The 25,233-nt window shown below is 75.5% G+C and carries 26 protein-coding genes; 17 read left to right on the forward strand and 9 right to left on the reverse strand.

Features of this window, described 5'->3' with window-relative positions; all coding sequences use genetic code 11:
- Positions 1 to 20: 20 nt before the first annotated feature.
- Genes Sya03_RS06780 through Sya03_RS06800 form a run of 5 tightly spaced genes read right to left on the reverse strand, consistent with a single transcriptional unit; the run spans position 21 to position 4,283 of the window.
- Positions 21 to 500, reverse strand: a complete 480-nt coding sequence (locus Sya03_RS06780) for an NAD(P)H-dependent oxidoreductase (RefSeq protein WP_203937323.1) — start codon at positions 498 to 500, stop codon at positions 21 to 23.
- Positions 497 to 1,576 carry an LLM class flavin-dependent oxidoreductase gene (locus Sya03_RS06785; protein WP_203937324.1) on the reverse strand — a complete coding sequence of 360 codons (1,080 nt, stop codon included), beginning with the start codon at positions 1,574 to 1,576 and terminating at the stop codon, positions 497 to 499. The genes Sya03_RS06780 and Sya03_RS06785 overlap by 4 nt, the downstream gene beginning before the upstream one ends.
- Entirely contained in the window at positions 1,576 to 2,100 is a 525-nt protein-coding gene (locus tag Sya03_RS06790) for a flavin reductase family protein (protein ID WP_203937325.1), read from the reverse strand. Before Sya03_RS06790 ends, Sya03_RS06785 begins: the two co-directional genes overlap by 1 nt.
- 9 nt (positions 2,101 to 2,109) lie before the next feature.
- Positions 2,110 to 3,195, reverse strand: coding sequence for an LLM class flavin-dependent oxidoreductase (locus tag Sya03_RS06795; RefSeq protein ID WP_203937326.1), 1,086 nt, complete (start codon positions 3,193 to 3,195; stop codon positions 2,110 to 2,112).
- Positions 3,192 to 4,283 (reverse strand): acyl-CoA dehydrogenase family protein, encoded by a 1,092-nt coding sequence (locus Sya03_RS06800; RefSeq protein WP_239107168.1) that lies wholly within the window; start codon positions 4,281 to 4,283, stop codon positions 3,192 to 3,194. The genes Sya03_RS06795 and Sya03_RS06800 overlap by 4 nt, the downstream gene beginning before the upstream one ends.
- A 179-nt stretch (positions 4,284 to 4,462) precedes the next feature.
- On the opposite strand from Sya03_RS06800, the gene Sya03_RS06805 reads away from it, so the two are divergent.
- From Sya03_RS06805 to Sya03_RS06870, 14 genes are all read left to right on the forward strand, one after another.
- Positions 4,463 to 5,305 carry an ABC transporter permease subunit gene (locus Sya03_RS06805; RefSeq protein ID WP_203937328.1) on the forward strand — a complete coding sequence of 281 codons (843 nt, stop codon included), beginning with the start codon at positions 4,463 to 4,465 and terminating at the stop codon, positions 5,303 to 5,305.
- A 20-nt stretch (positions 5,306 to 5,325) separates the two neighbouring features.
- Positions 5,326 to 6,303, forward strand: coding sequence for an aliphatic sulfonate ABC transporter substrate-binding protein (locus Sya03_RS06810; protein ID WP_203937329.1), 978 nt, complete (start codon positions 5,326 to 5,328; stop codon positions 6,301 to 6,303).
- Complete coding sequence (locus Sya03_RS06815) at positions 6,300 to 7,013, forward strand: ABC transporter ATP-binding protein (RefSeq protein WP_203937330.1); 714 nt, start codon at positions 6,300 to 6,302, stop codon at positions 7,011 to 7,013. Before Sya03_RS06810 ends, Sya03_RS06815 begins: the two co-directional genes overlap by 4 nt.
- Positions 7,010 to 9,241, forward strand: coding sequence for a molybdopterin-dependent oxidoreductase (locus tag Sya03_RS06820; RefSeq protein WP_203937331.1), 2,232 nt, complete (start codon positions 7,010 to 7,012; stop codon positions 9,239 to 9,241). Before Sya03_RS06815 ends, Sya03_RS06820 begins: the two co-directional genes overlap by 4 nt.
- Positions 9,238 to 9,675, forward strand: coding sequence for a cupin domain-containing protein (locus Sya03_RS06825; RefSeq protein ID WP_203937332.1), 438 nt, complete (start codon positions 9,238 to 9,240; stop codon positions 9,673 to 9,675). Before Sya03_RS06820 ends, Sya03_RS06825 begins: the two co-directional genes overlap by 4 nt.
- A 12-nt stretch (positions 9,676 to 9,687) precedes the next feature.
- Positions 9,688 to 10,779, forward strand: coding sequence for an LLM class flavin-dependent oxidoreductase (locus Sya03_RS06830; RefSeq protein ID WP_203937333.1), 1,092 nt, complete (start codon positions 9,688 to 9,690; stop codon positions 10,777 to 10,779).
- Positions 10,780 to 11,168: 389 nt separating this feature from the next.
- Entirely contained in the window at positions 11,169 to 11,732 is a 564-nt protein-coding gene (locus Sya03_RS06835; protein WP_203937334.1) for a winged helix-turn-helix domain-containing protein, read from the forward strand.
- Positions 11,733 to 12,387: 655 nt separating this feature from the next.
- A complete protein-coding gene (locus Sya03_RS06840) occupies positions 12,388 to 13,770 on the forward strand; it encodes an FAD/NAD(P)-binding protein (RefSeq protein WP_203937335.1) in 1,383 nt (460 codons plus the stop codon).
- Between the two features lie 304 nt (positions 13,771 to 14,074).
- Entirely contained in the window at positions 14,075 to 15,139 is a 1,065-nt protein-coding gene (locus tag Sya03_RS06845; RefSeq protein ID WP_203937336.1) for a S1 family peptidase, read from the forward strand.
- A gap of 119 nt (positions 15,140 to 15,258) precedes the next feature.
- Positions 15,259 to 15,999 carry a hypothetical protein gene (locus Sya03_RS06850; protein WP_203937337.1) on the forward strand — a complete coding sequence of 247 codons (741 nt, stop codon included), beginning with the start codon at positions 15,259 to 15,261 and terminating at the stop codon, positions 15,997 to 15,999.
- Positions 16,000 to 16,010: 11 nt separating this feature from the next.
- On the forward strand, positions 16,011 to 16,640 hold the full coding sequence (locus Sya03_RS06855; RefSeq protein WP_203937338.1) for a GyrI-like domain-containing protein: 630 nt from the start codon (positions 16,011 to 16,013) through the stop codon (positions 16,638 to 16,640).
- A gap of 70 nt (positions 16,641 to 16,710) precedes the next feature.
- Positions 16,711 to 17,496 carry a class I SAM-dependent methyltransferase gene (locus Sya03_RS06860; RefSeq protein WP_203937339.1) on the forward strand — a complete coding sequence of 262 codons (786 nt, stop codon included), beginning with the start codon at positions 16,711 to 16,713 and terminating at the stop codon, positions 17,494 to 17,496.
- Positions 17,484 to 17,945, forward strand: a complete 462-nt coding sequence (locus Sya03_RS06865; RefSeq protein WP_203937340.1) for an SRPBCC family protein — start codon at positions 17,484 to 17,486, stop codon at positions 17,943 to 17,945. Before Sya03_RS06860 ends, Sya03_RS06865 begins: the two co-directional genes overlap by 13 nt.
- A 68-nt stretch (positions 17,946 to 18,013) precedes the next feature.
- Complete coding sequence (locus Sya03_RS06870) at positions 18,014 to 18,373, forward strand: YciI family protein (protein ID WP_203937341.1); 360 nt, start codon at positions 18,014 to 18,016, stop codon at positions 18,371 to 18,373.
- Here Sya03_RS06870 and Sya03_RS06875 read toward each other — a convergent pair.
- Positions 18,357 to 19,565, reverse strand: coding sequence for an RNA polymerase sigma factor (locus Sya03_RS06875; protein WP_239107169.1), 1,209 nt, complete (start codon positions 19,563 to 19,565; stop codon positions 18,357 to 18,359). The genes Sya03_RS06870 and Sya03_RS06875 overlap by 17 nt on opposite strands.
- Positions 19,566 to 19,623: 58 nt before the next feature.
- Here Sya03_RS06875 and Sya03_RS06880 point away from each other — a divergent pair, with 58 nt between their 5' ends.
- Positions 19,624 to 19,920 carry a hypothetical protein gene (locus Sya03_RS06880; protein WP_203937343.1) on the forward strand — a complete coding sequence of 99 codons (297 nt, stop codon included), beginning with the start codon at positions 19,624 to 19,626 and terminating at the stop codon, positions 19,918 to 19,920.
- A 46-nt stretch (positions 19,921 to 19,966) separates the two neighbouring features.
- Here Sya03_RS06880 and Sya03_RS06885 read toward each other — a convergent pair whose 3' ends face one another.
- The gene (locus Sya03_RS06885; protein WP_203937344.1) at positions 19,967 to 21,166 is read right to left on the reverse strand and encodes a glycosyl hydrolase; all 1,200 of its coding nucleotides are present in this window, start codon (positions 21,164 to 21,166) and stop codon (positions 19,967 to 19,969) included.
- Positions 21,167 to 21,204: 38 nt separating this feature from the next.
- Positions 21,205 to 21,957 carry a sugar isomerase domain-containing protein gene (locus Sya03_RS06890; RefSeq protein WP_203937345.1) on the reverse strand — a complete coding sequence of 251 codons (753 nt, stop codon included), beginning with the start codon at positions 21,955 to 21,957 and terminating at the stop codon, positions 21,205 to 21,207.
- Positions 21,958 to 22,097: 140 nt separating this feature from the next.
- Here Sya03_RS06890 and Sya03_RS06895 point away from each other — a divergent pair, with 140 nt between their 5' ends.
- Positions 22,098 to 23,063 carry an N-acetylglucosamine kinase gene (locus tag Sya03_RS06895; protein ID WP_239107170.1) on the forward strand — a complete coding sequence of 322 codons (966 nt, stop codon included), beginning with the start codon at positions 22,098 to 22,100 and terminating at the stop codon, positions 23,061 to 23,063.
- A gap of 67 nt (positions 23,064 to 23,130) precedes the next feature.
- Positions 23,131 to 24,324, forward strand: coding sequence for a cytochrome P450 (locus Sya03_RS06900; RefSeq protein ID WP_203937347.1), 1,194 nt, complete (start codon positions 23,131 to 23,133; stop codon positions 24,322 to 24,324).
- Positions 24,325 to 24,387: 63 nt separating this feature from the next.
- On the opposite strand, the gene Sya03_RS31825 is transcribed toward Sya03_RS06900, so the two are convergent.
- Positions 24,388 to 25,233, reverse strand: an 846-nt coding sequence (locus Sya03_RS31825) for a discoidin domain-containing protein (RefSeq protein ID WP_373316097.1), incomplete at its 5' end; no start/stop codon positions are given.

Raw genomic sequence — 25,233 nt, forward strand, 5'->3', positions numbered from 1 at the left:
CGCGTCCAAGCACAGCGGCGCTACCAGGCGCGGGCCGCCGCGTACTTCTCCACCAGGGCCGGGGCGTCGGCCAGCTCGGCCTCGGTGACGGCGAGCGGGGGCGCCACGTCGGCGCCCAGCTCCCGCAGCAGCTGCGCCAGCAGCGCCGCCGCCGCGTCGGCCTGCGGCCGCACCCCGGCGGTGACGACGGGCACCGCGGTGACGCCCGCCAGGCCGGCCTGCGGCAGCTGGTCGAGCAGGACCTTCAGCACGCCGGTGTAGTTGCCCTTGTACGTCGGCGTCGCCACGACGAGCACCGCGGCGGCGCGCACGGCGGCCACGGCGGCCGCGGTGGCCGCGTCGCCGGGGGTGAGCAGGCCCGGCCCGAGCGCGCCGACCTCCACGACGGCCGGCCGGTCGCCGCCGCGCCGGTCGGCGACCGCGTCCCCGACGGCCGCGGCCAGGCCGCTCGTGCGCGACCCGGCCCGCGGGTTGCCCGACACCACCACGACGTCGCTCACGCGTTCTCCTCCTTCAGCAGGCCCCGGTCGCGCAGCAGGGGCAGCACGCCCTCGCCGCAGTGGTACGCCTCCTCCAGGTGGGGCTGGCCCGAGAGGATGACGTGGTCGATGCCGAGCGCGTGGTACTCGGCGAGCCGGTCGGCGACCTCGGCGTGGCTGCCGACCAGGGCGGTGCCGGCGCCGGGGCGCACGAGGCCGTACCCGGCCCACAGGTTCGGCGCGATCTCCAGGTCCTCGCCGGTGGTCAGGGCGGCCATCCGGCGCTGCCCCTCCGACTCCGAGGCGGCGAACCCGGCCCGGTCGGCTGCGACGGCGGCGGGCGGCACCCGGCCGAGCAGCGCCCGCGCCGCCGCCCACGCCTCGGCGGCGGTGTCCCGCGACAGCACGTGCAGCCGGATGCCGAAGGTGAGGTCGCGGCCGCCGGCCAGCTCGCGCACCGCCGCCAGCTTGGCCGCCACCGCGTCCGGCGGCTCGCCCCACGTCAGGTACGTGTCGGCGTGTGCGCCCGCCACGGCGAGGGCGGCCGGCGACGAGCCGCCGAAGAACACCGGCGGCGCCGGCGACGGCGCGGCCCGCACGGTCGCGTCCTCGACGGCGTAGTGCGCGCCGGTGAACGTGAACGGGGTGCCCGACCACGCCCCGCGCAGCACGGTGAGGAACTCGGCGGTGCGGGCGTAGCGCTCGTCGTGGCCGAGGTGGTCGCCGAAGCGGCGCTGCTCGGCCGAGTCGCCGCCGGTCACCACGTTGAGCAGCAGCCGCCCGCCGGACAGCCGCTGGTACGTGGCCGCCATCTGCGCGGCGAGCGTCGGGCTGAGCAGCCCCGGCCGGAACGCCACCAGGAACCGCAGCCGGCGGGTCGCGCCGATCAGCGCGGCCGTGGTGAGCCAGGCGTCCTCGCAGAACGTGCCGGTCGGCGTGAGCACCCCGGCGAAGCCGAGCCGCTCGACGGCCGTGGCCAGCACCGTCAGGTACGCCAGGTCGGGCGGCCGCCGGGCGTCGACGGCCGAGGCGGCCTGCCCGCCGCCGACGATGTCGCGCGAGTCGCCGGCGGTGGGCAGGAACCAGTGGACCTGCATCAGGCGGTCCGGCGCAGGTGCGCGTACGCCCCCGAGTGGTAAACCAGCGGCGTCAGCTCCGGGTCGGCGTGGTGCTCGCCCAGCTCGGGGGTGGCCAGCACGATGGTGTGGTCGCCGGCCTCGACCCGCTGCGCGACCCGGCACACCAGGCGGGCCAGCACCCCGTCGAGCAGCGGCACGCCGCCGGGGCCCGCGGTCCACGCGCCGTGCGCGGCGAACCGGTCGATGCCGCGCGTGGCGAACGTGCGCGCCACCTGCTCCTGCTCCCGGCCCAGCACGTGCACGGCGACGACGTCGGCGGTGCTGACCGCGGGCCAGGCGGACGCGCTGCGGGCGAGGCAGAACGACACCAGCGGCGGGTCGAGCGACACGGAGGTGAACGAGGTGGCGGTGAAGCCGGCGGGCGGCGTGCCGGGCGCGCCGGGCGCCGTCACGACGACGACGGCGGCGGCGTGCCGGCGCAGCAGCGCGCGGAACAGGTCGGGGTCCACGGATCGGTCCTGGTGGAGAGGGGTGACTGTCACGGGAGCCTCCTAGGCGGCGGTCAGCGACCGGTGCGCGAGTTCCTGCTGGACCAGGGGGATCAGGTGGCGGCCGTAGTCGACGGCGTCGTCGACCGGGTCGTAGCCGCGGATGAGCAGCGTGGTGGCGCCGAGGTCGACGTAGTCGAGCAGGGCCCGGGCGACGGTCTCGGGGGAGCCGACGAGGGCGGTGGAGTTGCCCTGCGCGCCGGTGGCCCGGGCGGTGGCCGTCCACAGTGCCCGGTCGTGCCGGTCGGCCTTCGCGGCGGCGGCGAGCAGGCGCTGCGACCCGACGTTCTCCGGCTGGGGCCCGCCGAGCACCCGGGTGCCCTCGCCGAACGGGGTGCCGCTGGTGATGCGGGCCAGGATCCGCTCGGCGCGTTCCCACGCCAGCTCGTCGGTGGCGGCCAGGATCGGCCGGAACGACACGCTGATGCCGAGCGGCCCGCGCCCGGCCGCGGCGGCGGCCGCCTGCACGGAGGCGATCTGCTCGGCGGTCTCGGCCAGCGGCTCGCCCCACAGCGCGAACGTGTCGGCGTGCGCGCCGCCGACCCGGTACGCCGCGGCCGACGACCCGCCGAAGTACAGCGGGATGCGGTGCGCGGGCTGCGCCTGCAGTGAGTAGTCCTCGAACCGGTAGTACCGGCCGGTGAACGAGAACGGCTCGGGGGAGTCCCACGCCCGGCGCAGGATCGACAGGTACTCGCCGGTGCGCTCGTAGCGCTCGTCCTTGCCCAGGTGGTCGCCGTCGCGGCGCATCTCGGCGTCGCTGCCGCCGGTGATGGTGTGCACCGCCACACGGCCGCCGGAGAGCTGGTCGAGGGTGGCGAACGTGCGCGCCGCCGCGGTGGGGGCCGTGAACCCGGGCCGGTGGGCGATCAGCAGGCCGAGGGCGTCGGTGTGCGCGGCCGCGTACGCCGCGACCTGGTTGGCGTCGGGGGTGGCGGACCCGACGGCGATGAGGACGCGGTCGAAGCCGGCCTCCTCGTGCGCCCGGGCGAACCGCCGCACGTAGGCGGGGTCGACGACGGGCCCGCGCGCGGGCCGGGTCTCCGACACGTCGCGGGTGCCGATCATGCCGACGAACTCGACGGTCATCGTGGTCCTTCCAGAGCGGAGCGGCCGGCGGCGCCGAGCACGGCGTCGTCCTGCGGGGTGTGGATGCGCCCGCACAGCACGTCGCGCAGGTGGCGCTGCAGCGGGTTGTTGCGGGTGAGCGCGGCGTTGCCGATGAGCGCGACGGCGCGCTGCACGGCGTCGATGGCGGCGCGGGTGGCGACGGTCTTGGCGAGCCCGGCGGGCACGTCCTCGCCGGCGTCGGCGCGCGCGGCGAGCGTGTCCAGCAGCGTGCCGGCGGTGAGCAGCTGCGCCTCGATCTCGCCGACCTCGGCCTGGAAGCGGGGGAGCGTGGCGAGCGGTGCGCCCAGGTTGGCGGGCACCCGCTCGTGCAGGTAGCGCACCAGCCAGTCGCGGGCGGCCCGGGCGACGCCGAGGTAGATGGCGCCGATGCCGAGGGCGTTCCACGAGCGCAGCCCGCCCGGGTCGCCGCCGGGCGGGCCGGGCTCGGCGAGGTCGAGCGCGGCGACGGCGGGCGTGCCGGCGAACGTGACGTCGTCGCTGCGGCTGGCGCGCAGGCCCAGGTGGTTCCAGGTGCGGTCGATCGCGATGCCGGGGGCGTCGCCGCGCACCAGGAACGCGCCGGTGCGCACCGGGGTCTCGTCGGTGCGCGCCCACACCTGCATCCAGCGCAGCGCGGGCGCGCCGGTGGAGAAGATCTTGTGGCCGGTCAGCTCCCAGCCGTCGCCGGCGCGCCGGGCGACCGTGGCGGGCAGGCCGCCGCGGGCCGGGGTGCCCAGCTCGGGCTCCACGCGCAGCGCGTTGATGAGCGTGGGCCGCTCGGCGGACTCGGCGAGCACCGACGCGTACACGCCGGCCGGCCAGGCGCCGGTGCGGGCCTGCGCGGCGTGGGCGAACAGGGTCATCGCGGAGATCAGCGCGACGGACGGGTCGCCCTGGCCGAGGGCGGCGAGCAGGCGCACGGTGCCGGCCAGACCGCCGCCCGGGCCGCCGTAGCGCGCGCCGACCGTCCACGTGAGCAGGCCGGCGTCGTGCACGGCGCGGATGCCCTTGGCGGGCAGGTCACCGGTCTCGTCGTGCTCCTCGGCGTGCGCTGCCAGGGCTTCCACCAGATGGGAATACGCCGGTTGCGCGCCGTCCTCTTCGGTTGGTCGCATGGCCCCACCGTCGTATCCACCAGCGTACGTGTCAACGCTCGTCCCATATCCTAGTAAACCTATGGGGTACGGTTGACATATCGAAATCGAGCCGGGCAGAGTGGCCGCCATCGCCGACGATCGGAGAAGGCATGTCCGCACCTGTCATCGCGGCCGAGGCGCCCGTCGTACCCCCGGTCGCCACCGGGCGGCCCGCGGCCCGGCGGCCGCGGTCCACCCCCTACCGGGCGATCTCCTGGGCCGTGCCGGTGCTGCTGCTGGTGCTCTGGGAGCTGCTCGCCCGCGCCGGGGCCATCGCCACCACGGTGCTGCCCGCGCCCAGCACGGTCCTCACGACGGCGTGGGACCTCACCCGCAGCGGCGAGCTGCCCGAGCACCTGCTTATCAGCCTGCGCCGCGCCACCGCCGGCCTGGCCATCGGCGCCACCACCGGCCTGGTGCTCGGCGTCGTCGTCGGGTTCTCCCGGCTCGCCGAGGCGTTCACCGACCGCACCGTGCAGATCCTGCGCGCCATCCCGTTCCTGGCCATCCTGCCGCTGGTCATCGTGTGGTTCGGCGTCGGCGAGGCCGGCAAGGTGTTCCTCGTCGCGCTCGGCACGTTCTTCCCGCTCTACCTCAACACCGTGCTCGGCATCCGGCAGGTCGACCCCAAGCTGCTGGAGATGGGCCGCGTCATCGGCCTGCCGAAGCTCCAGCTCGTGCGGGCCGCCATCCTGCCCGGCGCCCTGCCCTCGATCCTGCTCGGCGTGCGGCTCTCGCTGACCAACGCCTGGCTCGCCCTCGTCGTCGCCGAGACCGTCGGCGCCGCCGCCGGCATCGGCTTCATGGCCACCAACGCCCGCGAGTTCCTGCAGACCGACGTGATCGTGCTGGTCATCGTCCTGTACGCGCTCATCGGCATGATCACCGACCTGGTCGCCCGCGGCCTGGAGCACCGCCTGCTCGCCTGGCACCCCAACTACGTCCGGCGATGAACCCTTCTGGAGGAACCGTCATGTCCCTGTCCCGTCGCTCGCTGCTCAGAGGAGCCGCCCTGGCCGGCGCCGGCCTCGCCCTGCCCTCGCTGGCGGCCTGCGGGGCGGACGCCGCCTCCGCGGGCGGGCGCACCACCGTCCGGCTCACCTACGGCGCCATCAGCGTGCCCAAGACCCGCGGGGTCTTCGTGAAGACGCTCGCCGACCAGGGCATCGACGTCGAGTGGATCGGCCCGTTCCCCAACCACGCGCCGACCCTGCAGGCCGTCGCCACCGACACCGCCGACTTCAGCTTCGGCGGCAGCTCCACCCCCGCCGACCAGGCCATCATCTCGGGCAACAAACTGGTGTACGTGGCCTACGCCACCACCACCCCGCGCCTGTCGTCCATCCTGGTGCTGCCTCAGTCGGGCATCGCCTCGGTCAAGGACCTGGCCGGCCGCAACGTGGCCGTCAACAAGGCCGGCCTGGGCGAATTCCTGCTCGTCGCCGCCCTGGAGAAGTACGGCGTGCCGCGCGAGAGCGTGACGTTCACCTACCTCAACCCGCCGGACGCCGCCCCCGCGTTCGGCAGCGGCAAGGTCGACGCCTGGGCCATCTGGTCCGGCCCGCAGGAGCTGGCCGAGGTGCAGTACGGCGCCAAGCGCCTCTTCGTCGACGGCGACGAGCTGGAGCGCCAGATCGACTTCCCGTCCTACCTCGTGCGCGAGGACTACGCGAAGAAGAACCCGGACGTCATCCGCAAGGTCATCGCCGCCTACAAGGCGGAGGCCGACTGGGCCAACGCCAACCCCGCCGAGGCGCAGAAGATCGGCAACGAGGTGTCGAAGTACCCGCAGGCCGTCGTCGACAAGCTGGTCCAGCAGAACGTGCAGACCAACTGGAGCCTCATCGACGACAAGGCCGTCGCCGACCTGCAGTACGGCGCCGACTGGCTGGCCGACCGCAAGGTGCTCAGCCGGAAGATCACCATCGCCGGCCACGCGGTGAAGCTGTGACCGCCGCCCCCGTCGCGGCCGCGGCGGTCCGCGCCGCCGGCATCAGCCGCGCCTACGGCGACCGGACCGTCCTGCACGAGCTCGACCTGGAGATCCACCGCGGCGAGTTCGTGGCCCTGATCGGCAAGAGCGGCTGCGGCAAGACCACCCTGCTGCGGGCCCTCGCCGGGATCGACGCCGTCGACGGCGGCACGCTCCGCACCCCGGACGTGTCCACGGTGGTCTTCCAGGAGCACCGGCTGCTGCCGTGGTGGAAGGTGTGGCGCAACGTCGCCATCGGCCTGCCCCGCGCGTCGGCCCGGGCCCGGGCCCAGTCCGCGCTGGAGGAGGTCGGGCTCGGCACCCACGCCGACGCCTGGCCGGTCACCCTGTCCGGCGGCGAGGCGCAGCGCGTCGCCCTGGCCCGCGCCCTGGTGCGCGAGCCGGAGCTGCTGCTGCTCGACGAGCCGTTCGCCGCGCTCGACGCCCTCACCCGGATCCGCATGCACGGGCTCGTCCGCGACCTCATCGCCCGGCACCGCCCGGCCGTCCTGCTGGTCACCCACGACGTCGACGAGGCGATCCTGCTCGCCGACCGGGTCCTCACCATGCGCGAGGGCCGCATCGCCGCCGCGCACCCGGTCGACGGCACCGCCCGCACCCGGGGCAGCGCCGCGTTCGCCGCGCTGCGCACCGAGCTGCTCGCCGAACTGGGCGTCGTCGAACCGTGACCGCGTCCAGCAGCTCGCACTGGGGCGCCTTCCTGGTCGACGGGACGGGCAGCGGGCTCACCGTCCGCCCCCGCCCCGGCGACCCGGACCCCTCGCCGCTGCTCGGCAACATCGCCGGCGCCCACCGGCACCCGTCCCGGGTCGCGCGCCCCGCCGTCCGGAAGGGCTGGCTGGAGCGCGGCCCGGGCCCCGACCCGGCCCGCGGCGACGAGGCGTTCGTCGAGGTGGGGTGGGACACCGCCCTCGACCTCGTCGCCGCCGAGCTGCGGCGGGTGCGCCGCGACCACGGCGACAGCGCGGTCTACGGCGGCTCGTACGGCTGGGCCAGCGCCGGCCGCTTCCACCACGCCCAGTCGCAGCTCAACCGGTTCCTCGCCCTCGGCGGCGGCTGCACCCGCTCGGTGAACAGCTACAGCCTCGGCGCCTCCCTGGTCGTGCTGCCGCACATCGTCGGGCGCCGGGGCGCGCACGCCGTGATCCGGCGCGGCACCGACTGGCCCGTCATCGCCGCGCACACCGACCTGCTCGTCGCGTTCGGCGGGGTGCGCACCGCCACCACGTTCGTCACCCCCGGCGGGCGCGCCACCCACGACGTGCGCGGGCACCTGCGCGCCGCCACCGCCCGCGGCCTGCGCGTGACGTCGGTGTCGCCGCTGCGCGACGACCTGGCGGGCGAGCTGCGCGGCGACTGGCTGCCGGTGCGCCCCGGCACCGATGTCGCCGTCATGCTGGCCCTGGCGCACGTGCTGGTCCGCGACGGCCTCGCCGACCACGACTTCCTCGCCTCGCACACCGTCGGCGCCGACCGCTTCCTCGCCTCGCTGGCCGGCCGCACCCCCGCGTGGGCCGCCGGCGTGGCCGGCATCGCCGCCGGCGACATCGAGCGGCTCGCGCACCGCATGGCCGCCGGGCGCACCCTGGTCACCGTCAGCTGGTCGCTGCAGCGCGCCCCGCACGGCGAGCAACCCCTGTGGGCCGGCCTCGCGCTGGCCGCCCTGCTCGGCCAGATCGGCCTGCCCGGCGGCGGCTTCGGGCACGGGTACGGCTCGATGGGCGACGTCGGCGGCGGCACCCTGCCGTACGGGCTGCCCACCTTCCCGCAGCCGCCGAACCCGGTGCCGGACGTCATCCCGTGCGCGCTGATCGCCGACCTGCTGCTGCGGCCGGGGGAGACGTTCGACTACGACGGCGGCGTCCACACGTTCGCCGACACCCGGCTCGTCTACTGGGCCGGCGGCAACCCGTTCCACCACCACCAGGACCTGGCCCGCCTGCGCACCGCGTTCGCCCGCCCCGACACCGTCGTGGTGCACGAGCCGTACTGGACGGCCACCGCCCGGCACGCCGACGTGGTGCTGCCGGTGACCACCACCCTGGAGCGCGAGGACCTCGGCGCCGGCCGCGGCGACACCCACCTCGTCGCCATGCAGCGCGCCGACGCGCCGTACGCCGAGGCCCGCGACGAGTACGCGATCTTCGCCGCGCTGGCCGGGCGGCTCGGCTACGCCGACGCCTTCACCGAGGGCCGCACCGCGCGCCAGTGGCTGGAGCACCTGTACGAGGGCTGGCGCGCCGACAAGGGCCTGCCGCCGTTCGCCGAGTTCTGGGCCGCCGGCGAACTGGCCCTGCCCGGGCGGCGCGACGACACCGTGCTGTTCGCCGGCTTCCGCGCCGGCGAGCCGCTGGACACCCCCAGCGGCCGCATCGAGCTGCACTCCGCGACCGTCGCCGGGTTCGGCTACCCCGACTGCCCTGGCGGGCCCACCTGGTTCCCGCCGCCCGCGTCCGCGTACCCGCTGAGCCTGATCTGCAACCAGCCCGCCGGGCGGCTGCACTCCCAGCTCGACATGGGCGCCGAGTCGCAGCGCCGCAAGGTGCGCGGGCGCGAGCCGGTGCGCCTGCACCCCGCCGACGCGGCCGCGCGCGGCATCGCCGACGGCGACCTCGTCCGCGTCCACAACGACGTCGGCAGCGTCCTGGCCGGCGCCGCCCTCGACGACGCGTGCCGGCCCGGCGTCGCCCAGCTGTCCACCGGCGCCTGGTTCGACCACTCCGCCCCCGACGTCGCCACCTGCGTGCACGGCAACCCCAACGCGCTCACCGCCGACGCCGGCACCTCCCGGCTGGCGCAGGGCTGCACCGGCCAGGTCACCGCCGTCGAGATCACCCGCTACGACGGGCCGGTCCCGCCGCTGCGCACGTTCACCCCACCCCTGGAGACCGCATGACCGACGACTTCCACCGCCGGCTGTTCCACGTCGCGCCGCTCGGCCTGTCCGCCGACACCGCCCAGACCGGCGGCATGACCCGCGTCGAGGCGATCAGCGGCAAGACCGTCGGCAGCCGCGGCCTGTGGATGGGCGAGACGCACGTCGCCGCCGCCACCGCCAGCGACAATCACCACCACGGCGACTCCGAGACCGCCATCTACGTCGTGCGCGGCAACCCGGAGTTCGTGTTCCTCGACCCCGAGCACGGCGAGACCCGCATCATCACCAAGCCCGGCGACTACATCTACGTGCCGCCGTGGGTGCCGCACCGCGAGGAGAACCCCGACCCGGACAACGAGGCCGTCGTCGTCATCTCCCGCACCACGCAGGAAGCCGTCGTCGTCAACCTGCCCGACCTGCACTGGGTGGGCCCCGTCGCCCTCCTCGACTGAAAGGGGCTCGCCATGCCCGTCGATTTCATCGGACTCATCAGCACCCAGGACGCCTCGGAGAGCAGGCCGGCGACCGGCCCGCTCGTCGACCGCGCCTACACCGCCCGCATCGCCCGCGCCCACGAGGACGCCGGCTTCGACCAGGTGCTCATCGGCTACAGCTCGGCGTACCCGGACCCGGCGCATGTCGCCGCGTACGCCGCCGCCCGCACCGAGCGGCTCACCTACCTGGTGGCGCACCGCCCCGGCGTCGTCGCGCCCACCGTCGCCGCGCGCACCTTCGCCACCCTCGACCGGTTCTCCGGCGGCCGCGTCACCCTCAACATCATCACCGGCGGCCACGACGCCGAGCAGCGCCGCGACGGCGACTACCTCAGCAAGGACGACCGGTACGCCCGCTCCGGCGAGTACCTGTCGATCCTGCGCCGCGCCTGGGAGTCCGACACCCCGTTCTCGCACAGCGGCCGCTTCTACGCGTTCGAGGACTTCGTCTCCCAGGTGCGCCCCGCGGCCGGCCGCATCCCCGTCTACTTCTCCGGCTCGTCGCCCGCCGCCTACGCCACCGGCGTCCGCCACGCCGACGTGCACATGTTCTGGGGCGAACCGCTCGCCGCCATCGCCGAGCAGATCGCCGCCGTGCGCGCCGCCGCCGACGCCGCCGGCGTCCCGGCGCCCCGGTTCTCCGTGTCGTTCCGGCCCATCCTCGGCGCCACCGAGGAGCTGGCCTGGCGGCGCGCCCACGACATCCTCGCCCGCATCGACACCAGCCACACCGGCCGGTTCCTGCGCAACCGCGACCGCGACAACCCCGCCAACGCCGGCTCCCAGCGGCTGCTCGCGTTCGCCGCCGACGCCGACCGCCACGACCGTGCCCTGTGGACGGCCACCGCCAAGGCCAGCGGCGCCGCCGGCAACTCCACCGCCCTCGTCGGCACGCCCGACACGGTCGCGCAGGCCCTGCTCGACTACCACGACCTCGGCGTCACCACGTTCCTCATCCGCGGCTACGACCCCCTCGACGACGCCGTCGACTACGGCCGCGAGCTCGTCCCCGCCGTCCGCGCCGCCGTCGCCGACCGCGACCGCACCGCGGTCCCCGCCTGATCCCGCGCATTTATTCGATTACCTTGATATGTGGCGTTCATCGCACCGAAACGCTTCCCGAATACGGGTACGGCAATTGACGCGGCCGTTCCGGATAGGAACGATGGGGCTCATGCAGCGGCGGAACCTCTTCCTCACGTGCCGCCTGGCGATCGACCTGAAGCGGTGCGCCAGCGCCTGGTGTCGGCCCTGACACCTGCTCGGCGAGCCGGGTGACGACCCCCCCGGCGCAACGATCCACCCGTTTTCCGCACCGCCGGAAAAACCATTCCCGACCGGTCCGACCCCTGCCGGTCGAACGCCATCGCGGACGGGTCTGTCAGGCGTACCCGTCCACCCGTCGCCACCGCCGTGACCCGGCGGTGCGCAGCGCCCACCCGGAGGAACTCATGTCCGCAGCCGCCGTCACCGACCTGGCCCCCGCCCGCCGCACCCAGCGCCCCGGCACCCGCCCCCGCGGCACCGCGCCGGCCCGCCTGCGCCCCGTGCCCACCCCCGCCGCCGAGCGCTCCGTCACCGTCACTGTCCGCGTCGCCCCCGGCGCCGAGAACGACGGCGTCCTCGCCGCCCTGCGCGAACTCATCGCCGTCGCCGGCACCACCGGCGACGTCTCCGCGGCCCCCGCGGCGGCTCCCGCCGCCCCCGCCGCCTCGCCCGTCCACCTGGAGCTGCACCCCGCCACCCGGGTCGTCACCCGCGGCGGCGAGGCCCTCACCCTCAGCCGCCTCGAGTACGACCTGCTGCTGTTCCTCGCCGAGAACCCCCGCCGGGTCTTCTCCCGCACCCAGCTGCTCAACCAGGTGTGGGGGCACACCCACACCAGCGCCCGCACCGTGGACGTCCACGTGAGCCGCCTGCGCACCAAGCTCGGCGAGACCCCGGACCTCATCACGACGGTCTACGGCATCGGCTACCGCCTCGCCGACGACGCGGCGGTCACGGTCGTGCGCTGACACACGCTCCGCCCGGCCCGGGGGCCGTGCCCGCCGGTTCGTGGGTGCGGGTCCGCTGTCCCTGGGCCTGCCGGCCCCGGGCCGGGGTTCGCCGCCGTGGCGGTGGGCCTCGCCGTCCGGGGGCCGGCTCCTGGCCGTGGGTCTTGCGGATTCCGGCGGGCGTGGACTCTTCGCGCGGGCCGCGGCCGGGTCCCCGCCCGGTCTGCGGCTTCATGCGCTTGGTCGCGGGTCACGCCGCGTTATGGCCCGCGGCGTTGACCACCCCTCGTGCCTTGACCGCGCTCAAGCCTTGACCGGCCCGCGGCCTTGACCGGCGCCCAGCCGCCCGCCCTTGTCCGCCGCCCGGCCTCGCCTGATGCGCGGCGTTGGTCGGTGCCCACCCTTTCCCGCCGCACGGTCGCCGCCCTTGCCCGCCGCCCGGCTCCGCCCGAGGCGCGCCCTTGGCCGCGGCCCGGCTCGCAGGTCCGCGATCCCGCCGCCGGGTCCGTGACCTCGCCGCCGCCCCCGCCCCACCCGCCACCCATTTCCCGCCCTTAGGTCCCACCACCCGAGCCGCCCCTCCGCCCCCACCAGAAACCTTTCCGGCGGGGCGGCTGGCTTCCCTCGCCTATATCGCCTACCGTTGTTGTAGGAGTTAACGCGGAGGGGTGGAGCAATGGCGCGACACACGACGGCGGTGGTGGGAGGCGGCTGTGCGGGCGTGCTCGCCGCCACCCAGCTGCTGCGATGTACCGACAGCGACGTGATCCTGATCGACCCGGACGGGCCCGGCGGCGGCGTCGCCTACGACGCGGCCCAGCCGTGGCACCTGCTCAACTCCCGGGCCGGCGCGATGAGCGCCCACCCCGACGACCCCGGTCACTTCGTCGCGTGGGCCCGCGCGGACGGTCAGGCCGCCACCGCCGACACGTTCCTCGCCCGCCGCACGTACGGCCGCTACCTGCGCGACGTCGCCGATGCGGCGGACGCGGCCGCGCCGGGCCGGTTGCGGGTGGTGCGCGAGCGGGTCACCGGCGTCGCCGCCCACGACACCGGCGTGACCGTGCGGGCCGGTGACGGGCTGCTGCACGCCGACCGGGCGGTGCTCGCCGTCGGCAACCCCGCCGGTGCGCAGCCGCTGGGCGCGCCCGCCGGGCATCCCGCGTACATCGCCGACCCGTGGCGGCCGGACGCCTTCGCGGCCGTCCCCGCCGACGGGCCCGTCCTTCTGGTGGGCACCGGGCTGACCGCGGTCGACGTCGCGCTCACCCTGGCCACGCGCGGGCACCGCGGTCCCGTCGTCGCCGTGTCCCGCCGGGGTCTGCTGCCGCAGGCGCACACGGCCGCCGGCGCGCCGCCCGCCCTGCCGGACCTCGACCCGGCCGCGGGCCTGGCCGGGCTGCTGCACACGCTGCACGCCGCCGCGTGCGGCGCCCCCGACTGGCGCACCGTCGTCGACGGACTGCGCCCCCACCTCGACCGGCTCTGGACCGGGCTCACCCCCGCCGAGCAGGACCGCTTCCTGCGGCACGCCGCCCGCCAGTGGGAGAACCACCGGCACCGCATGGCGCCGGGCATCGCCGCGCAGGTCGCCTGGCTGCGCGCCGAGGGTGCCCTGGAGGTGCGCGCCGGCACCCTCGCGGCGGTCGCCGCGGACGGCGCCGCCCTCACCGTCACCCTCGCCGACGGCACCACCACCCGGTACGCGGCCGTCGTCAACTGCGCCGGGCCCGGCCGCCTGCCCGCCGCGGCCGGACCGCTCGTCGGCGCGCTGCTGACTGCCGGCGCCGCCCGGGTCGGCCCGCACGGCCTCGGCCTGGACGTCGACGCGGCCGGATCCCTGATCACCGCCGCGGGCACCGCCGAGCCGAAGCTGACGGTGGTGGGTTCGCTGCGCCGCGGCCGGGTGTGGGAGACGACGGCGGTGCCGGAGATCCGCGCCCAGGCGGCCGCCCTCGCCGCCGCCTCCCCGGCCGCATGGACCGCCACGCCGCCGGCCGCCCCGGCGCCCACCCCGGCGCCCACCCCGGCGGCGGAGGGCTGGCCGGTCGCGGCCTGACCACCGAACGGCCGCGACGCCCCGGCCCCGGCCGCGACGCCCCGGCCCCGGCCGCGACGGGGCGGGGGACGGCCCCGCAGCGCCCATACCGGTCCGGTGATAGCTCCGCGGTATGCGTACCCGGGAAATCGCGCGAAACCGCAGGCCGGAGGTCGTCCGTGCCACCCATCGTCGATTGTGGAAATCGATCACCGACTATAGATAATCGTTATCAGGGGGTTGTTCACGCATTCGACAGGTGTCGATACTCCCAGCACCGGGCGCGGTACCCCCCGCCGCGCCCCCACCCCCTGGGAGGCTCCCTGTGAGGATCACGAAGCTGCGCCGGCCGGCGCTCGGCATCGTCGCCGCCGGTCTGGTCGCGGGCACCGCGTTCGCCGGTGGTCCGGCGTTCGGGGCCCCGGCCGCGGCGCCGGCGGCGGCGCCCGCCGCGGGTCCGTCCGCCGCGCCCGGCATCGCCGCGGCGCTCGGCGACCGCACCGCCGGCTCCTACGTCGACGCGGCCGGCAAGCTCGTCGTCACGGTGACCGACGCCGCCGCGGCGGCGACCGTCACGGCCGCGGGCGCCACCCCCCGCGTCGTCACCCGCAGCGCCGCCACCCTGGCCCGCGCCGACGCGCAGCTGAAGACCTCGCTCACGGTTCCCGGCACCAGTTTCTCCGTCGACCCCGTCAGCAACCAGGTCCTGGTCACCTACGACGAGAGCGTGACCGGCGCGAAGCTCGCCCAGGTGCGGGCCGCCGTGGCGAGGCTCGGCGACGCCGCCCGGCTGGAGGCCGTCCCGGGCAAGCTGACCACCACCATCACCGGCGGCGACGCCATCTACGGCGGCGGCTCGCGCTGCTCGCTCGGCTTCAACGCCCGCAACAGCGCCGGCACCGCCTTCTTCGTGACCGCCGGGCACTGCGGCAACCTGGCCGCCACGTGGACCCTGTCCAACGGCACGCCGCTGGGCACCCGGGTCAACAGCAGCTTCCCCGGCAACGACTACGCCGTCTTCCGTTACACCAACACCTCGATCGCCCGACCCGGCGCCGTGAACCTCTACAACGGCACCACCCGCGACATCAGCAGCTCCGGCAACGCGTACGTCGGCCAGAGCGTGCAGCGCAGCGGCAGCACCACGGGCCTGCGGTCCGGCCAGGTGACCGCCCTCAACGCCACGGTGAACTACCCGCAGGGCACCGTCACCGGCCTCATCCGCACGACGGTCTGCGCCCAGGGCGGCGACAGCGGCGGCTCGCTGTTCGCCGGCAACACGGCGCTGGGCCTGACCTCGGGCGGCAGCGGCAACTGCACCACCGGCGGGACGACGTTCTTCCAGCCGGTCAACGAGGCGCTCAACTCCGCGGGCATCTCGGTCTACTGATCCTCGTTCCCCCTCTCGGCCCGCCGCCCGTCCTCGGGTGGCGGGCCGAACGGGTGGATGGCCCGCTCGGGGCTCGCGGTACCCTTCGTCGCCATTCGACGGGGGACCCGGGGGACCAGATGAGGACCAGAACGCTCGCGCTCGCGGCCGCCGCCGCCGTACTCCTGACGGGCTGTCAGCGCACCGGCGACGCCGGCTCGCCCGCGCCGGTCGCGTCGGCGACGCAGCCGGCGGCGGCGGGCAACGGTGTCGCGGAGCTGGCCGCGGACGAGATCCTGCAGCGGTCGCAGGCCGCCGTCGAGCGGGCCGAGTCGTTCCGCATGCAGGGCGACCTGAGCAACGAGGGCGAGCGGATGACGTTCGACTTCAAGACCGACGGCCGGGACCTGACCGGGTTCATGACGAAGGGTGCCGAGAAGATCGGCCTGCTCTCCGTCGGCGGCAAGCAGTACGTGCGGCCGAACGAACGGTTCCTGGCCCAGATGAGCGGTGAGCCCGCGAAGGCCAGGAAGGTCGCCCGGCGGATGGGCGACAGGTGGGTCGAGCTGACGGACAAGGACCAGAACCTCGCCGGGGTGTTCGGCGCGGTCAGCATCGGCCAGTGGCTCGACGTCGCGGGCAAGGTCACCAAGGGGCCGGTGAAGGAGATCGACGGCACCCCGGCCATCGGCCTGGTGCACGAGGGGACGACCGGCGGCACGCTGTACGTCGCGACGGCCGGGGAGCCGTACCCGCTGCGGATCGAGGCGCCGGGCACGGAGAAGGGCCAGATCGACATCAGCGACTTCGGGGCGACCTTCCCGGAACTCAAGGCTCCGGCGCGTGCCGAGGTCACCACCTTCGCGCAGCTGATGAACTGATCCTCTCGATCATGGGTGGGACGGACTTCAAGAAGGAGATCGCGGCCTACCGGGCGCGGCGGGGCCGGTTCGACGTCGTGGACGTGCCGGAGCTGCGGTACCTGATGGTCGACGGGCACGGCGACCCGAACTCCGGGGCGTTCGCCGAGGCGGCCGAGGCGCTCTACCCGCTGGCGTACCGGCTGAAGTTCGCCAGCAGGCGCGCCCTCGGCCGCGACTACGTCGTCATGCCGCTGGAGGGTCTGTGGTGGGCCGACGACATGGACGCCTTCACGGCGGCGCGGGACAAGTCGCGGTGGGACTGGACGCTCATGATCATGGTGCCGGACTGGATCGGCGAGGACATGGTGGCGGAGGCCGTCGCGCAGGCCGCCGCCAGGCCGGGTCCGCCGCGGCGGCTGCGGGAGGTGCGGCTGGGGTCGCTGGCGGAGGGGCGGTGCGTGCAGACCCTGCACGTCGGTCCGTACGACGCCGAGGCCGCGACGCTGGCGCGGATGCACCACGAGGTCGTCCCGGGACACGGGTTCCGGATGACCGGGCGGCACCACGAGATCTACCTCAGCGACGCCCGCCGGGTCGCCCCGGACCGGCTGCGCACCATCCTGCGCCAACCGGTCGCCGAGGCCCAGCCGGCCACCTGACGGCCGCGGGAATGGCCGCGCGCGGGAATGGCCACGCGCGGGCGGGGCCGGGCGTGCCAGGATGCCCGGCATGGCCGGGCGCGCGTTGAGTTTCGGGGCGGTGGCGCGGGCGTACGAGCGGTTCCGGCCCGGTTATCCGGAGGAGGTCGCGGACCTGGTGCTCGGCTACGCCGGGCGGCCGGTGCGCGCCGCGCTGGAGATCGGCGCCGGGACCGGCAAGGCGACCCGGCTGTTCGCCCGGCGGGGTCTCGCGGTCACCGCCACCGACCCGGACGCCGGCATGCTCGACGAGCTGCGCCGGCACGCCGGCGACGGCGTCCGGACGGTGCGGGCGGCGTTCGAGGACCTGCGGCCGGGGGAGCGGTACGGGCTGGTGTACGCGGCGGCGGCGCTGCACTGGACGCGGCCCGCCGGGCGGTGGGAGCGGGTCGCCGCGCTGCTGGAGCCGGACGGGGTGTTCGCGTCGTTCGGTGGCCCGATCCAGCCGGCCGACCCGGCGGTGGAGGCGGCCGTGCGGGCGGCCCGGGCGCCGTTCGTCGAGCGCGACGACCTGCCGTCGCCCGACGGGACGCCCCCGGAGCAGGCGATGCAGTGGCCGGGCACCGAGCTCGAGCGGTCCGGGCTGTTCGCCGACGTGCGGCAGGCCGTCGTCGAGCGGCGGGTGCGGGTCGGCGCCGGCGACTACGTGGGGTACCTGTCGACCGTGTCGGCGTACCTGCAGTTGCCGGCCGCGGCGCGGGAGCGGGCGTTCGAGCGGATCGCGGCGGTGCTGCCGGCGGCGGTGGAGCTGTCCGCCGACGTCATCGTGCACCTCGCGCGGCGCCGGCGTCCTACGCTGGCCGGATGCCTGCGCTGATCGAGGTCGTGACGGAGATCGGGGCCCCGCCCGCGGTGGTGTTCGACCTGGAGCTCGACGTGGACGTGCACGCCGCGTCCCTGCCGGGCAGCCGGGAGACGGCCACCACGAGCACCGGCCGCCGCCGGGTCGGGCTCGGCGACGAGGTGACGTTCCGGGCGCGGCACTTCGGGCTGGTCTGGCGCATGACGAGCCGGATCACCGCGTTCGAGCGGCCGCACCGGTTCGTCGACGAGCAGGTCCGCGGGCCGTTCCGCGTCCTGCGCCACGAGCACGTCTTCGACGGCATCGGCGGCGGCCGGACCCGGATGACCGACCGGATGACGGTCCGCGCGCCGCTGGGCCCGCTCGGGGCGGTGGTGACCCGGCTGGTGCTCGCGCCGTACCTGCGACGGCTGCTGCGGCAGCGGGCGGCGCACGTCAGGCGGCTCGGCGAGAAACATCGGTGAGGGTGTCGAGGATCGGGGTCCGCCGTTCGTCACCCCGGTGACAGAGTTCGACCGACGAGGGAGTGACGATGAGGTTCGCGATGCTGATCTGCGGCGACGACGGCGAGTGGGACGCGCTGTCGCCGGCCGAGGTGCAGGACCTGATGAACCAGGTGTACGGGTGGTTCGAGCGCTGGCAGCCGACCGGGAAGGTCGTCGAGGGCGGCGCCGAGCTGCAGCCGCGCGGGACGGCCCGCACGGTGCGGGTCGGGGCGGACGGGCCGGTGATCACCGACGGGCCCTACCTGGAGCTCAAGGAGGTCGTCGGGGGGATCGTCATGCTGGAGTGCGACGACGTCGACGAGGCGGCGCGGATCGCCGCCACCTGGCCGTTCGGGCCGGGGATGAGCGCGCTGGAGGTCCGCCCGGTGATCAGCACGGGCGCCTGAGCTCGCCGACCCGGCGGGACATCAGCTCGCGTTCCGCCGGGTTGGCCGCCAGGTCGAGGGCCCGCTGGGCGGCGGTCAGCGCCTCGGCTGGGCGGCCGAGCGCCGCCAGCACGTCGGCGCGGGCGGCGTGCCACAGGTGGTAGCCGGCGAGCCGGTCCGCCAGGGCGTCGACCTCGGCCAGGGCCGCCGCCGGTCCCACCGCGAACCGGGTGGCGACCGCGCGGTTCAGCAGCACCACCGGCGACGGGTCCAGCGCGTGCAGCCGGTCGTAAAGGGCGCGCACCTCGGTCCACGCGGTCGCCTCGTAGGCCGGGGCGAGGGCGTGCAGCGCGGCGATGCCCGCCTGGAGCTGGTACGGGCCGGGCCGGCCCTGGCGCACGGCCGCGCGCAGCCGCAGCGCCGCCCGGTCGATCGCCGGCCGGTCCCACAGCCGCCGGTCCTGCCGGTCGAGCAGGACGATGCGCCCCCACGCGTCGAACCGGGCGGCGGCGCGGGCGTGGTGCAGCTCCAGCAGCGCCGCCAGGCCGGCCACCTCCGGCTCGCGGGGCAGCAGCGCGGCGAGCTGGCGGGCCAGCTCGACGCCCTCGCGGGCCAGCTCGCGCCGCTGGGCGGGCCGGCCGGCGGACAGGTACCCCTCGTTGAAGATCAGGTAGATGACGGCGAGGACGGCCGGCAGCCGGTCGGCGTACTCGCCGGGCGGGGGCGCCTCGAAGCGGACGCCGCCGTCGCGCAGCCGGCGCTTGGCCCGCGCCAGCCGCTGCGCCATGGTCGGCGGCGGCACCAGGAACGCGGCGGCGATCTCGGCGGTGCTCAGGCCGCCGGCGGCGTACAGGGTCAGGGCGATCCGGGCCGGCTCGGGCAGGTCCGGGTGGCAGCAGGCGAACAGGGTGGCCAGCCGGTCGTCGACGCCCGGTTCGGGCGGCGGCTCGGCGGCCAGCCGGGCCAGCTTGTCGCGGCCGGTGGCGTCGCGGCGCAGCCGGTCCAGCGCCTTGCGCCAGGCCGTGGTGACCAGCCAGCCGGCCGGGCGCTCCGGCACGCCCTCGGCGGGCCAGCGCCGCAGCGCCTCGGCCAGCGCGTCCGACAGCGCCTCCTCGGCCCGGTCGAGGTCGCCGAGCCGGCGGCCGAGCGCGCCGAGCATGCCGGCGGCGTCGGCCCGCCAGATGCGGTCGAGGAGGTCCGCCACGTCGCCCACCGCACCACTGTGCACCACCGACCGTGGGAGATTCTGCTGGTGGGAGGAAGGGAGCTCGATGGCTGAGAAGGAACGGGCGGTGCCGACCGAGGACGGCCACCACGTCGTCATCGCGGGGCGGCGCTGGCGGGCGACCGATCCGCTGATCCCCGAGGACGTCGCCGCGCAGCTGCGCCGGGTGCTGATGGCGGCCCGGCGGGACGTCGGCGCGGCGCTGCGGGCCGGCGAGGACCCGGCGCCGGCGCGGGCCCGGGTGCAGGCGGCGAAGGAAGCGCTGGGCGAGCGCGGCACCCCGTGGTGGGAGCAGACGCCGGACGAGCGCCGGCAGCGCTGGGAGCGGGGCCTGCAGCAGTGAGGGGCGGCCCGGCGAACCGGACCGCCCCACACTCATCGGACGGGCGTCAGCAGGTGCCGATCTGCTTCCACTGGGCGGTCCAGCCGGGCTCGGAACCCAGCGTCCACCAGTTGGCCTGCCACAGCTTGCCGTTGTGCTTGACCTTGCTGCCCTCGAGGTAGACGGTCTCCCACTTCCAGGCCGGCGCGTTGGAGCAGTCGACCGGGCCCGGCGGGGTCGTCGGGGGCGTGGTCGGGGGAGTGGTCGGCGGCGTCGTCGGCGGGGTGGTCGGGGGCGTGGTCGGCGGGGTCGTGGGCGGGGTGGGGTTCGTCGGGCCGCCCGAGCAGACGCTGGTCAGCGTGTCCTGGTGGCCGGTGCCGGCGCTGCGGTACGCCGCGACGCGGCTCGCCGCCTGCGCCGGGGTGAGCTCCTCGCCACCGGCGTAGTAGAAGTAGTCGACGGCCTGGGTGTAGGTGGCGCGGCCGCCGGTGTGGGTGGCGGCGTCGATGAACCACTGGTTGAAGTTCACCGACATCGGGGTCTCCGGGTAGTAGATCCCGGAGTGGTCGGCCACGAGCTGGCCGTTGATGTAGTACTTCACGTGGCCGCCGGCGACGGTGAAGACGAGGTCCTGCCAGCCGGCGTAGCTCTGCCGCTGCTCGCCGTGGGTGTTGACGGCCTGCCACGGCTCCGCCTGGTACGTCTCCCAGGTGGTCTCGTACATGATGTTGCTGGGCTCGCCCCAGCCGCCGTTGGGCAGGTACTCGAAGTCGATCTCGCCGTAGTTCGGGTCGAGCGGCGCGTTGAGCGGCGTGATCGTGAAGAACGTCTGCACGAGGTGGTCGCCGTCGTTGCCGCTGATCGGCGCGTCGGAGAACTTCACCCGGGCCGCGTAGGTGCCCTCGTAGAAGCGCAGCGAGTTGCTGAGGAACTCGGACTGGGCGGTGCCGCCCGCGGTGCCGTCCGTCCACGAGGTCAGCTGCAGCGACTTGGCGCCGTCCACGGTGGGGAAGCTGACGTTCTCGGCGGGCCAGGCCGCGCCGGGGATGCCGGGGCCGCCGGCGTTGCTGCGCACGGACCACTTGTTGGCCCCGATGGCGGGGTCGGTGTGCGAGGAGTAGTTGAAGTCGTCCCAGACGACGCCGCACGCGGCGAGCGTCTGCGGCGCCTCGGCCGCGTCGGCGGTCGCGGCGAAGCCGGCGAGGCCGGCGGCCGCGAGGACCGTCGCGGCACCGGCCGCGACAGCCTTGAGGGGGGTACGGGACACAGGGGCTCCTTCTGCAGGGTGGGCGGGGTGCGGGGAGGTCAGGCGCTGCGCCGGATGCGCCCGGCGTAGCGGGACTCGAGCTCCTGGTTGTGCTCGAAGCCGCCGGGGACGTTGGCGGACAGGTAGATGGGCGGGGTGCGGCCGGCGGCGACGAGCCGGGCGACGACCTCGACGACGATCTGCTGGGCGAGCAGCGCGCCCGTGATGGACGAGATGGCGCCGACCGCGCCGCCGCCGGGCAGCGCCAGGGCGGCGTCGCCGAACGGGGCGCCGTTGTCGAGCACCAGGTCGGCGATCTCGCTGAGCCGCCGGCCCGACGGGTGCCGCGACTCGACGGCCGCGCTGTGCTGGGCGGAGGTGATGGCGATGAGGGTGTGCCCGCGCTCCTTGACGAGCTGGGCGAACTCGACGACGACGCCGTTGACGCCGGAGTTGGAGGTGACGACGAACAGGTCGTCCGGCTTGATGGGGGCCAGCTCGTAGAGGCGGTGGGCGACGGCCGGGTCGCGCTCCAGCAGCTGGTCGTCGAGGCGGGCGGGGTCCTCGTCGCCGTACAGGACGATGTCGCGCAGCGCGATGCGGTTGGTGGGGACCAGCCCGCCGGCCCGCCCGGCGATCTCCATCGACAGCGCCTCGGAGTGCCCGCACCCGAACGCCTGGATCACGCCGCCGCGGTCGAGCGCGTCGACGAACAGGTCGGCGGCGCGCTGCACGCCCTCCTGCTGGGTGACCGCGACCTTCTGGATCGTCGCCGTGATCGCGTACAGGTAGCTCTGGGCGCTGATGGTCATGAGTCCTCCGAGTGGTGCGGCGCGGCCCCAGGATCGTAATTTGTGTCATCCGCGGCGTCCGGTAGTGAAAATTTATGACTCCCGCGCATCGACAGTCAAGACTGTTGACGAATGTGAATCCGCCACCCACGATCAGCGGCGTGGAGACCTACGTGCTCGGCGCCGACTGCGGCGGCACGAGCAGCCGCGTCGTCGTGGCCACGCTGGACGGCCGGGTCGCCGGCCGCGGCCGGGGCGGCGCCGGCAACCCCGTCGCGCGCGACGCCCGCGCGGCCGCCGCCGAGCTGGGCGCCGCCGCGGCCCAGGCGCTGGCCGGGCTCGACCCGGCCCGGGTCGCCGGGGTGGTGGTCGGCATGGCCGGCCGGTCCCGGCTCGCCGACCCGGCCACCGCCGCCGCGTACGACGCGGTGTGGGCCGGGCTCGGCGTCACCTGCGCCGTGCGGGCGGTCGGCGACGCCGTGGTCGCGTACGCGGCCGGCACCCCCGAACCCAGCGGCAGCGTGCTCATCGCCGGCACCGGCGCGGTCGGCGCCGCCATCGAGGGCTGGGCGGTCGCCCGCACCGCCGACGGCCTCGGCTGGCTGCTGGGCGACGAGGGCTCCGGGTTCTGGCTCGGCCTGAGCGCCGCCCGCGCCGCCGCCCGCGCCCTGTACGCGGGCGAGGCCGCCGGCCCCCTGGTCGCCGCCGTGTGCGCCGAGCTGGGCGCCACCGACCCGGACGCGCTGGTGTCCACCGTCTACGCGGTCCCGCGCGACCGGATCTCCGCCCTGGCCGCCGTCGTGGTCGCGACCGCCCGCGCCGGCGACCCCGAGGGCCTGGCCATCCTCGCCGACGCGGCCGACCGGCTCGCCCGCACCCTGGTCTCGCTGCGTCCCGGCCCCGGGCCGGTCGTGCTGGCGGGCGGCCTGCTGGCGGGCGTGCCGGAGATCCGCGACGGCGTCCAGGCCCGCCTCGCGGCCCTGCTCGGCCGCCCCGGCGTCGTCGGCACCGACGGCGCGGCAGCCGCCGCCTGGCTGGCCGGACGCGAGATCATCGGCGGGGACGGGGCCGGCCTGCATGCGTCGCTTCTCGGAAGAGAGGCATTGTCCACACGCGACGAGGCGTGACAGATGTCGCACCCTCCGGAAAAATGGATGAGATTTCACCTTTCTCGCCCGTGAGGAGAGCCGCGACATGCCGGCAGACACCCCCGTCGACCACAAACGCAAGGTGGATCGGGGCGAGATGGCCCCGGGCTGCCCCGTCCACGCGGCCGGCGGCGACGTCTGGCGGGTGCAGGACTACGCCACCGCCAAGTCGCTGCTCCGGCACGCCGACACCCGGCAGGCCGGCTTCGGCGTCGAGAACGTCCAGCGGCTGCAGGGCCGGATGCGCATGCCGGTGCTCTACCGCGACGGCGCCGAGCACCGCGAGCACCGCCGGCAGACCGCGAAGTACTTCACGCCCAAGCGGGTGGAGACGGCGTACCGCGGCCTGATGGACCGCCTCGCCGACGAGCAGTGCGCCGAGCTGGTGCGCCGCGGCGCGGCCGACGTCTCGCAGCTGTCGTTCGCCCTCGCGGTGGCCGTCGCCGGCGAGGTCATCGGCCTCACCGAGGCCGGCCGCGGCATGGCCCGCCGGCTCGAGCTGTTCTTCGCCGACATGGAGGTCGACCCGGGCTTCCGCAGCCCGCGGGCGCTGCGCCGGATGTGGCGCACCAACACGGTGATGGGCACGTTCTACTGGCGCGACGTGCGCCCGTCGATCAACGCCCGCCGCAAGGAGCGCCGCGACGACCTGATCTCGCACCTCATCGACGAGGGCTGCACCAACGGCGAGATCCTCGGCGAGTGCGTCACCTTCGCCGCCGCCGGCATGATCACCACCCGCGAGTTCATCACCGTCGCCGCCTGGCACCTGTTCGACGACCCGGAGCTGCGGGCGGCGTACACGGCGGGGGAGGAGAAGCAGCGGCACGCGATCCTGCACGAGATCCTGCGGCTGGAGCCGGTCGTCGGCGAGCTGCTGCGCTGGACCACCGCCGACCTGACCGTGCCCGGCGCGGACGGCGACGTCACCATCCCGGCGGGCGCCAAGCTGGACATCAGCGTCGCCGCCGCCAACCTCGACACCGCCGCGGTGGGCGACGACCCGGGCGCCCTGTGCCCGGCCCGCCCGCTGGCCGACGGGGTGGGCGACGCCGGCCTGTCGTTCGGCGACGGGCCGCACCGCTGCCCGGGGGCGTACATCGCCATCCAGGAGACCGACATCTTCCTCAGCAAGCTGTTCGCGCTGCCCGGCCTGCGGATGGTCGCCCCGCCGACCGCCGAGCTGCGCCCGGCCATCGGCTCGTACGAGGTCGTCGGCCTGCACGTCGCCCTCGGCTGACGCCACCCCGCACGACGAAGGGCCCGGGAGCCGAAGCTCCCGGGCCCTTCGCGGTTAACCGGATCAGATCGCCAGCCACAGGGCCGGCACGCTGGCCGGCTCCCAGCCGGGCAGCGAGGTGTGCGCCTGCCGGCACTGGTACCGCTGGCCGTTGTAGGTCACGACCGCGCCCGTGGCGTACGAGACGTACGGGGCCCAGGCGTTGCCCGCCGGCGGGGTGGTGGTCGGCGGCGTCGTCGGCGGCTGCGTCGTGGGCTGCGTGGTCGGCGGCGTGGTGGTCGGCTGCGTGGTCGGCGGGGTGGTCGCCCCGCAGGCCCCGAACACCTTGAACTCCCACAGCGAGTAGCCGTACGGCGTCCCGCGGGTGGTGCCGTTCATCCGCACGTACCGGGCCGAGCCCGAGACGTTCAGGCTGTCCGCCCCGCCGTCGCCGTTGGTCACGGTCGCGGCGGTGGTCCACGTCGTGCCGTTGGTCGACGTCTGGATGGTGTACGCCTGGCCGAACGCGGCCTCCCAGTTCAGCTCGACCCGGCTCAGGTTCTGCGTCGAGCCGAGGTCGACCTGGATCCACTGCGGGTCGGCGAAGGCGCTCGACCAGCGGGTGCCGGTGTTGCCGTCCACCGCGAGGTTGGCCGGGTAGCCGCTCTCGATGCTGGACGACGTGGCCGTGCGGCCCTGGGAGAGCAGCGGGGCCGTGGTGCAGCCCTGCGTCGGGGTCGGCGTGGTCGGGCCGGGGGTGGTCGGCTGCGTGGTCGGCCCGCCCGTGGTCGGCTGCGTGGTCGGAGTGACCCCGCCGCCGGTGGCGTTGCCGCCGCTCCAGGTCAGCGCGCCGGTGGTGGCCGTCTTGCCGGCCGGGACGTTGAGCGTCCGGCCGTCGGAGAACGTCACCGTGATCGCGCTGTTGGTGAT

This window comes from Spirilliplanes yamanashiensis, assembly GCF_016863475.1.
In the GTDB taxonomy this organism is placed as follows: domain Bacteria; phylum Actinomycetota; class Actinomycetes; order Mycobacteriales; family Micromonosporaceae; genus Spirilliplanes; species Spirilliplanes yamanashiensis.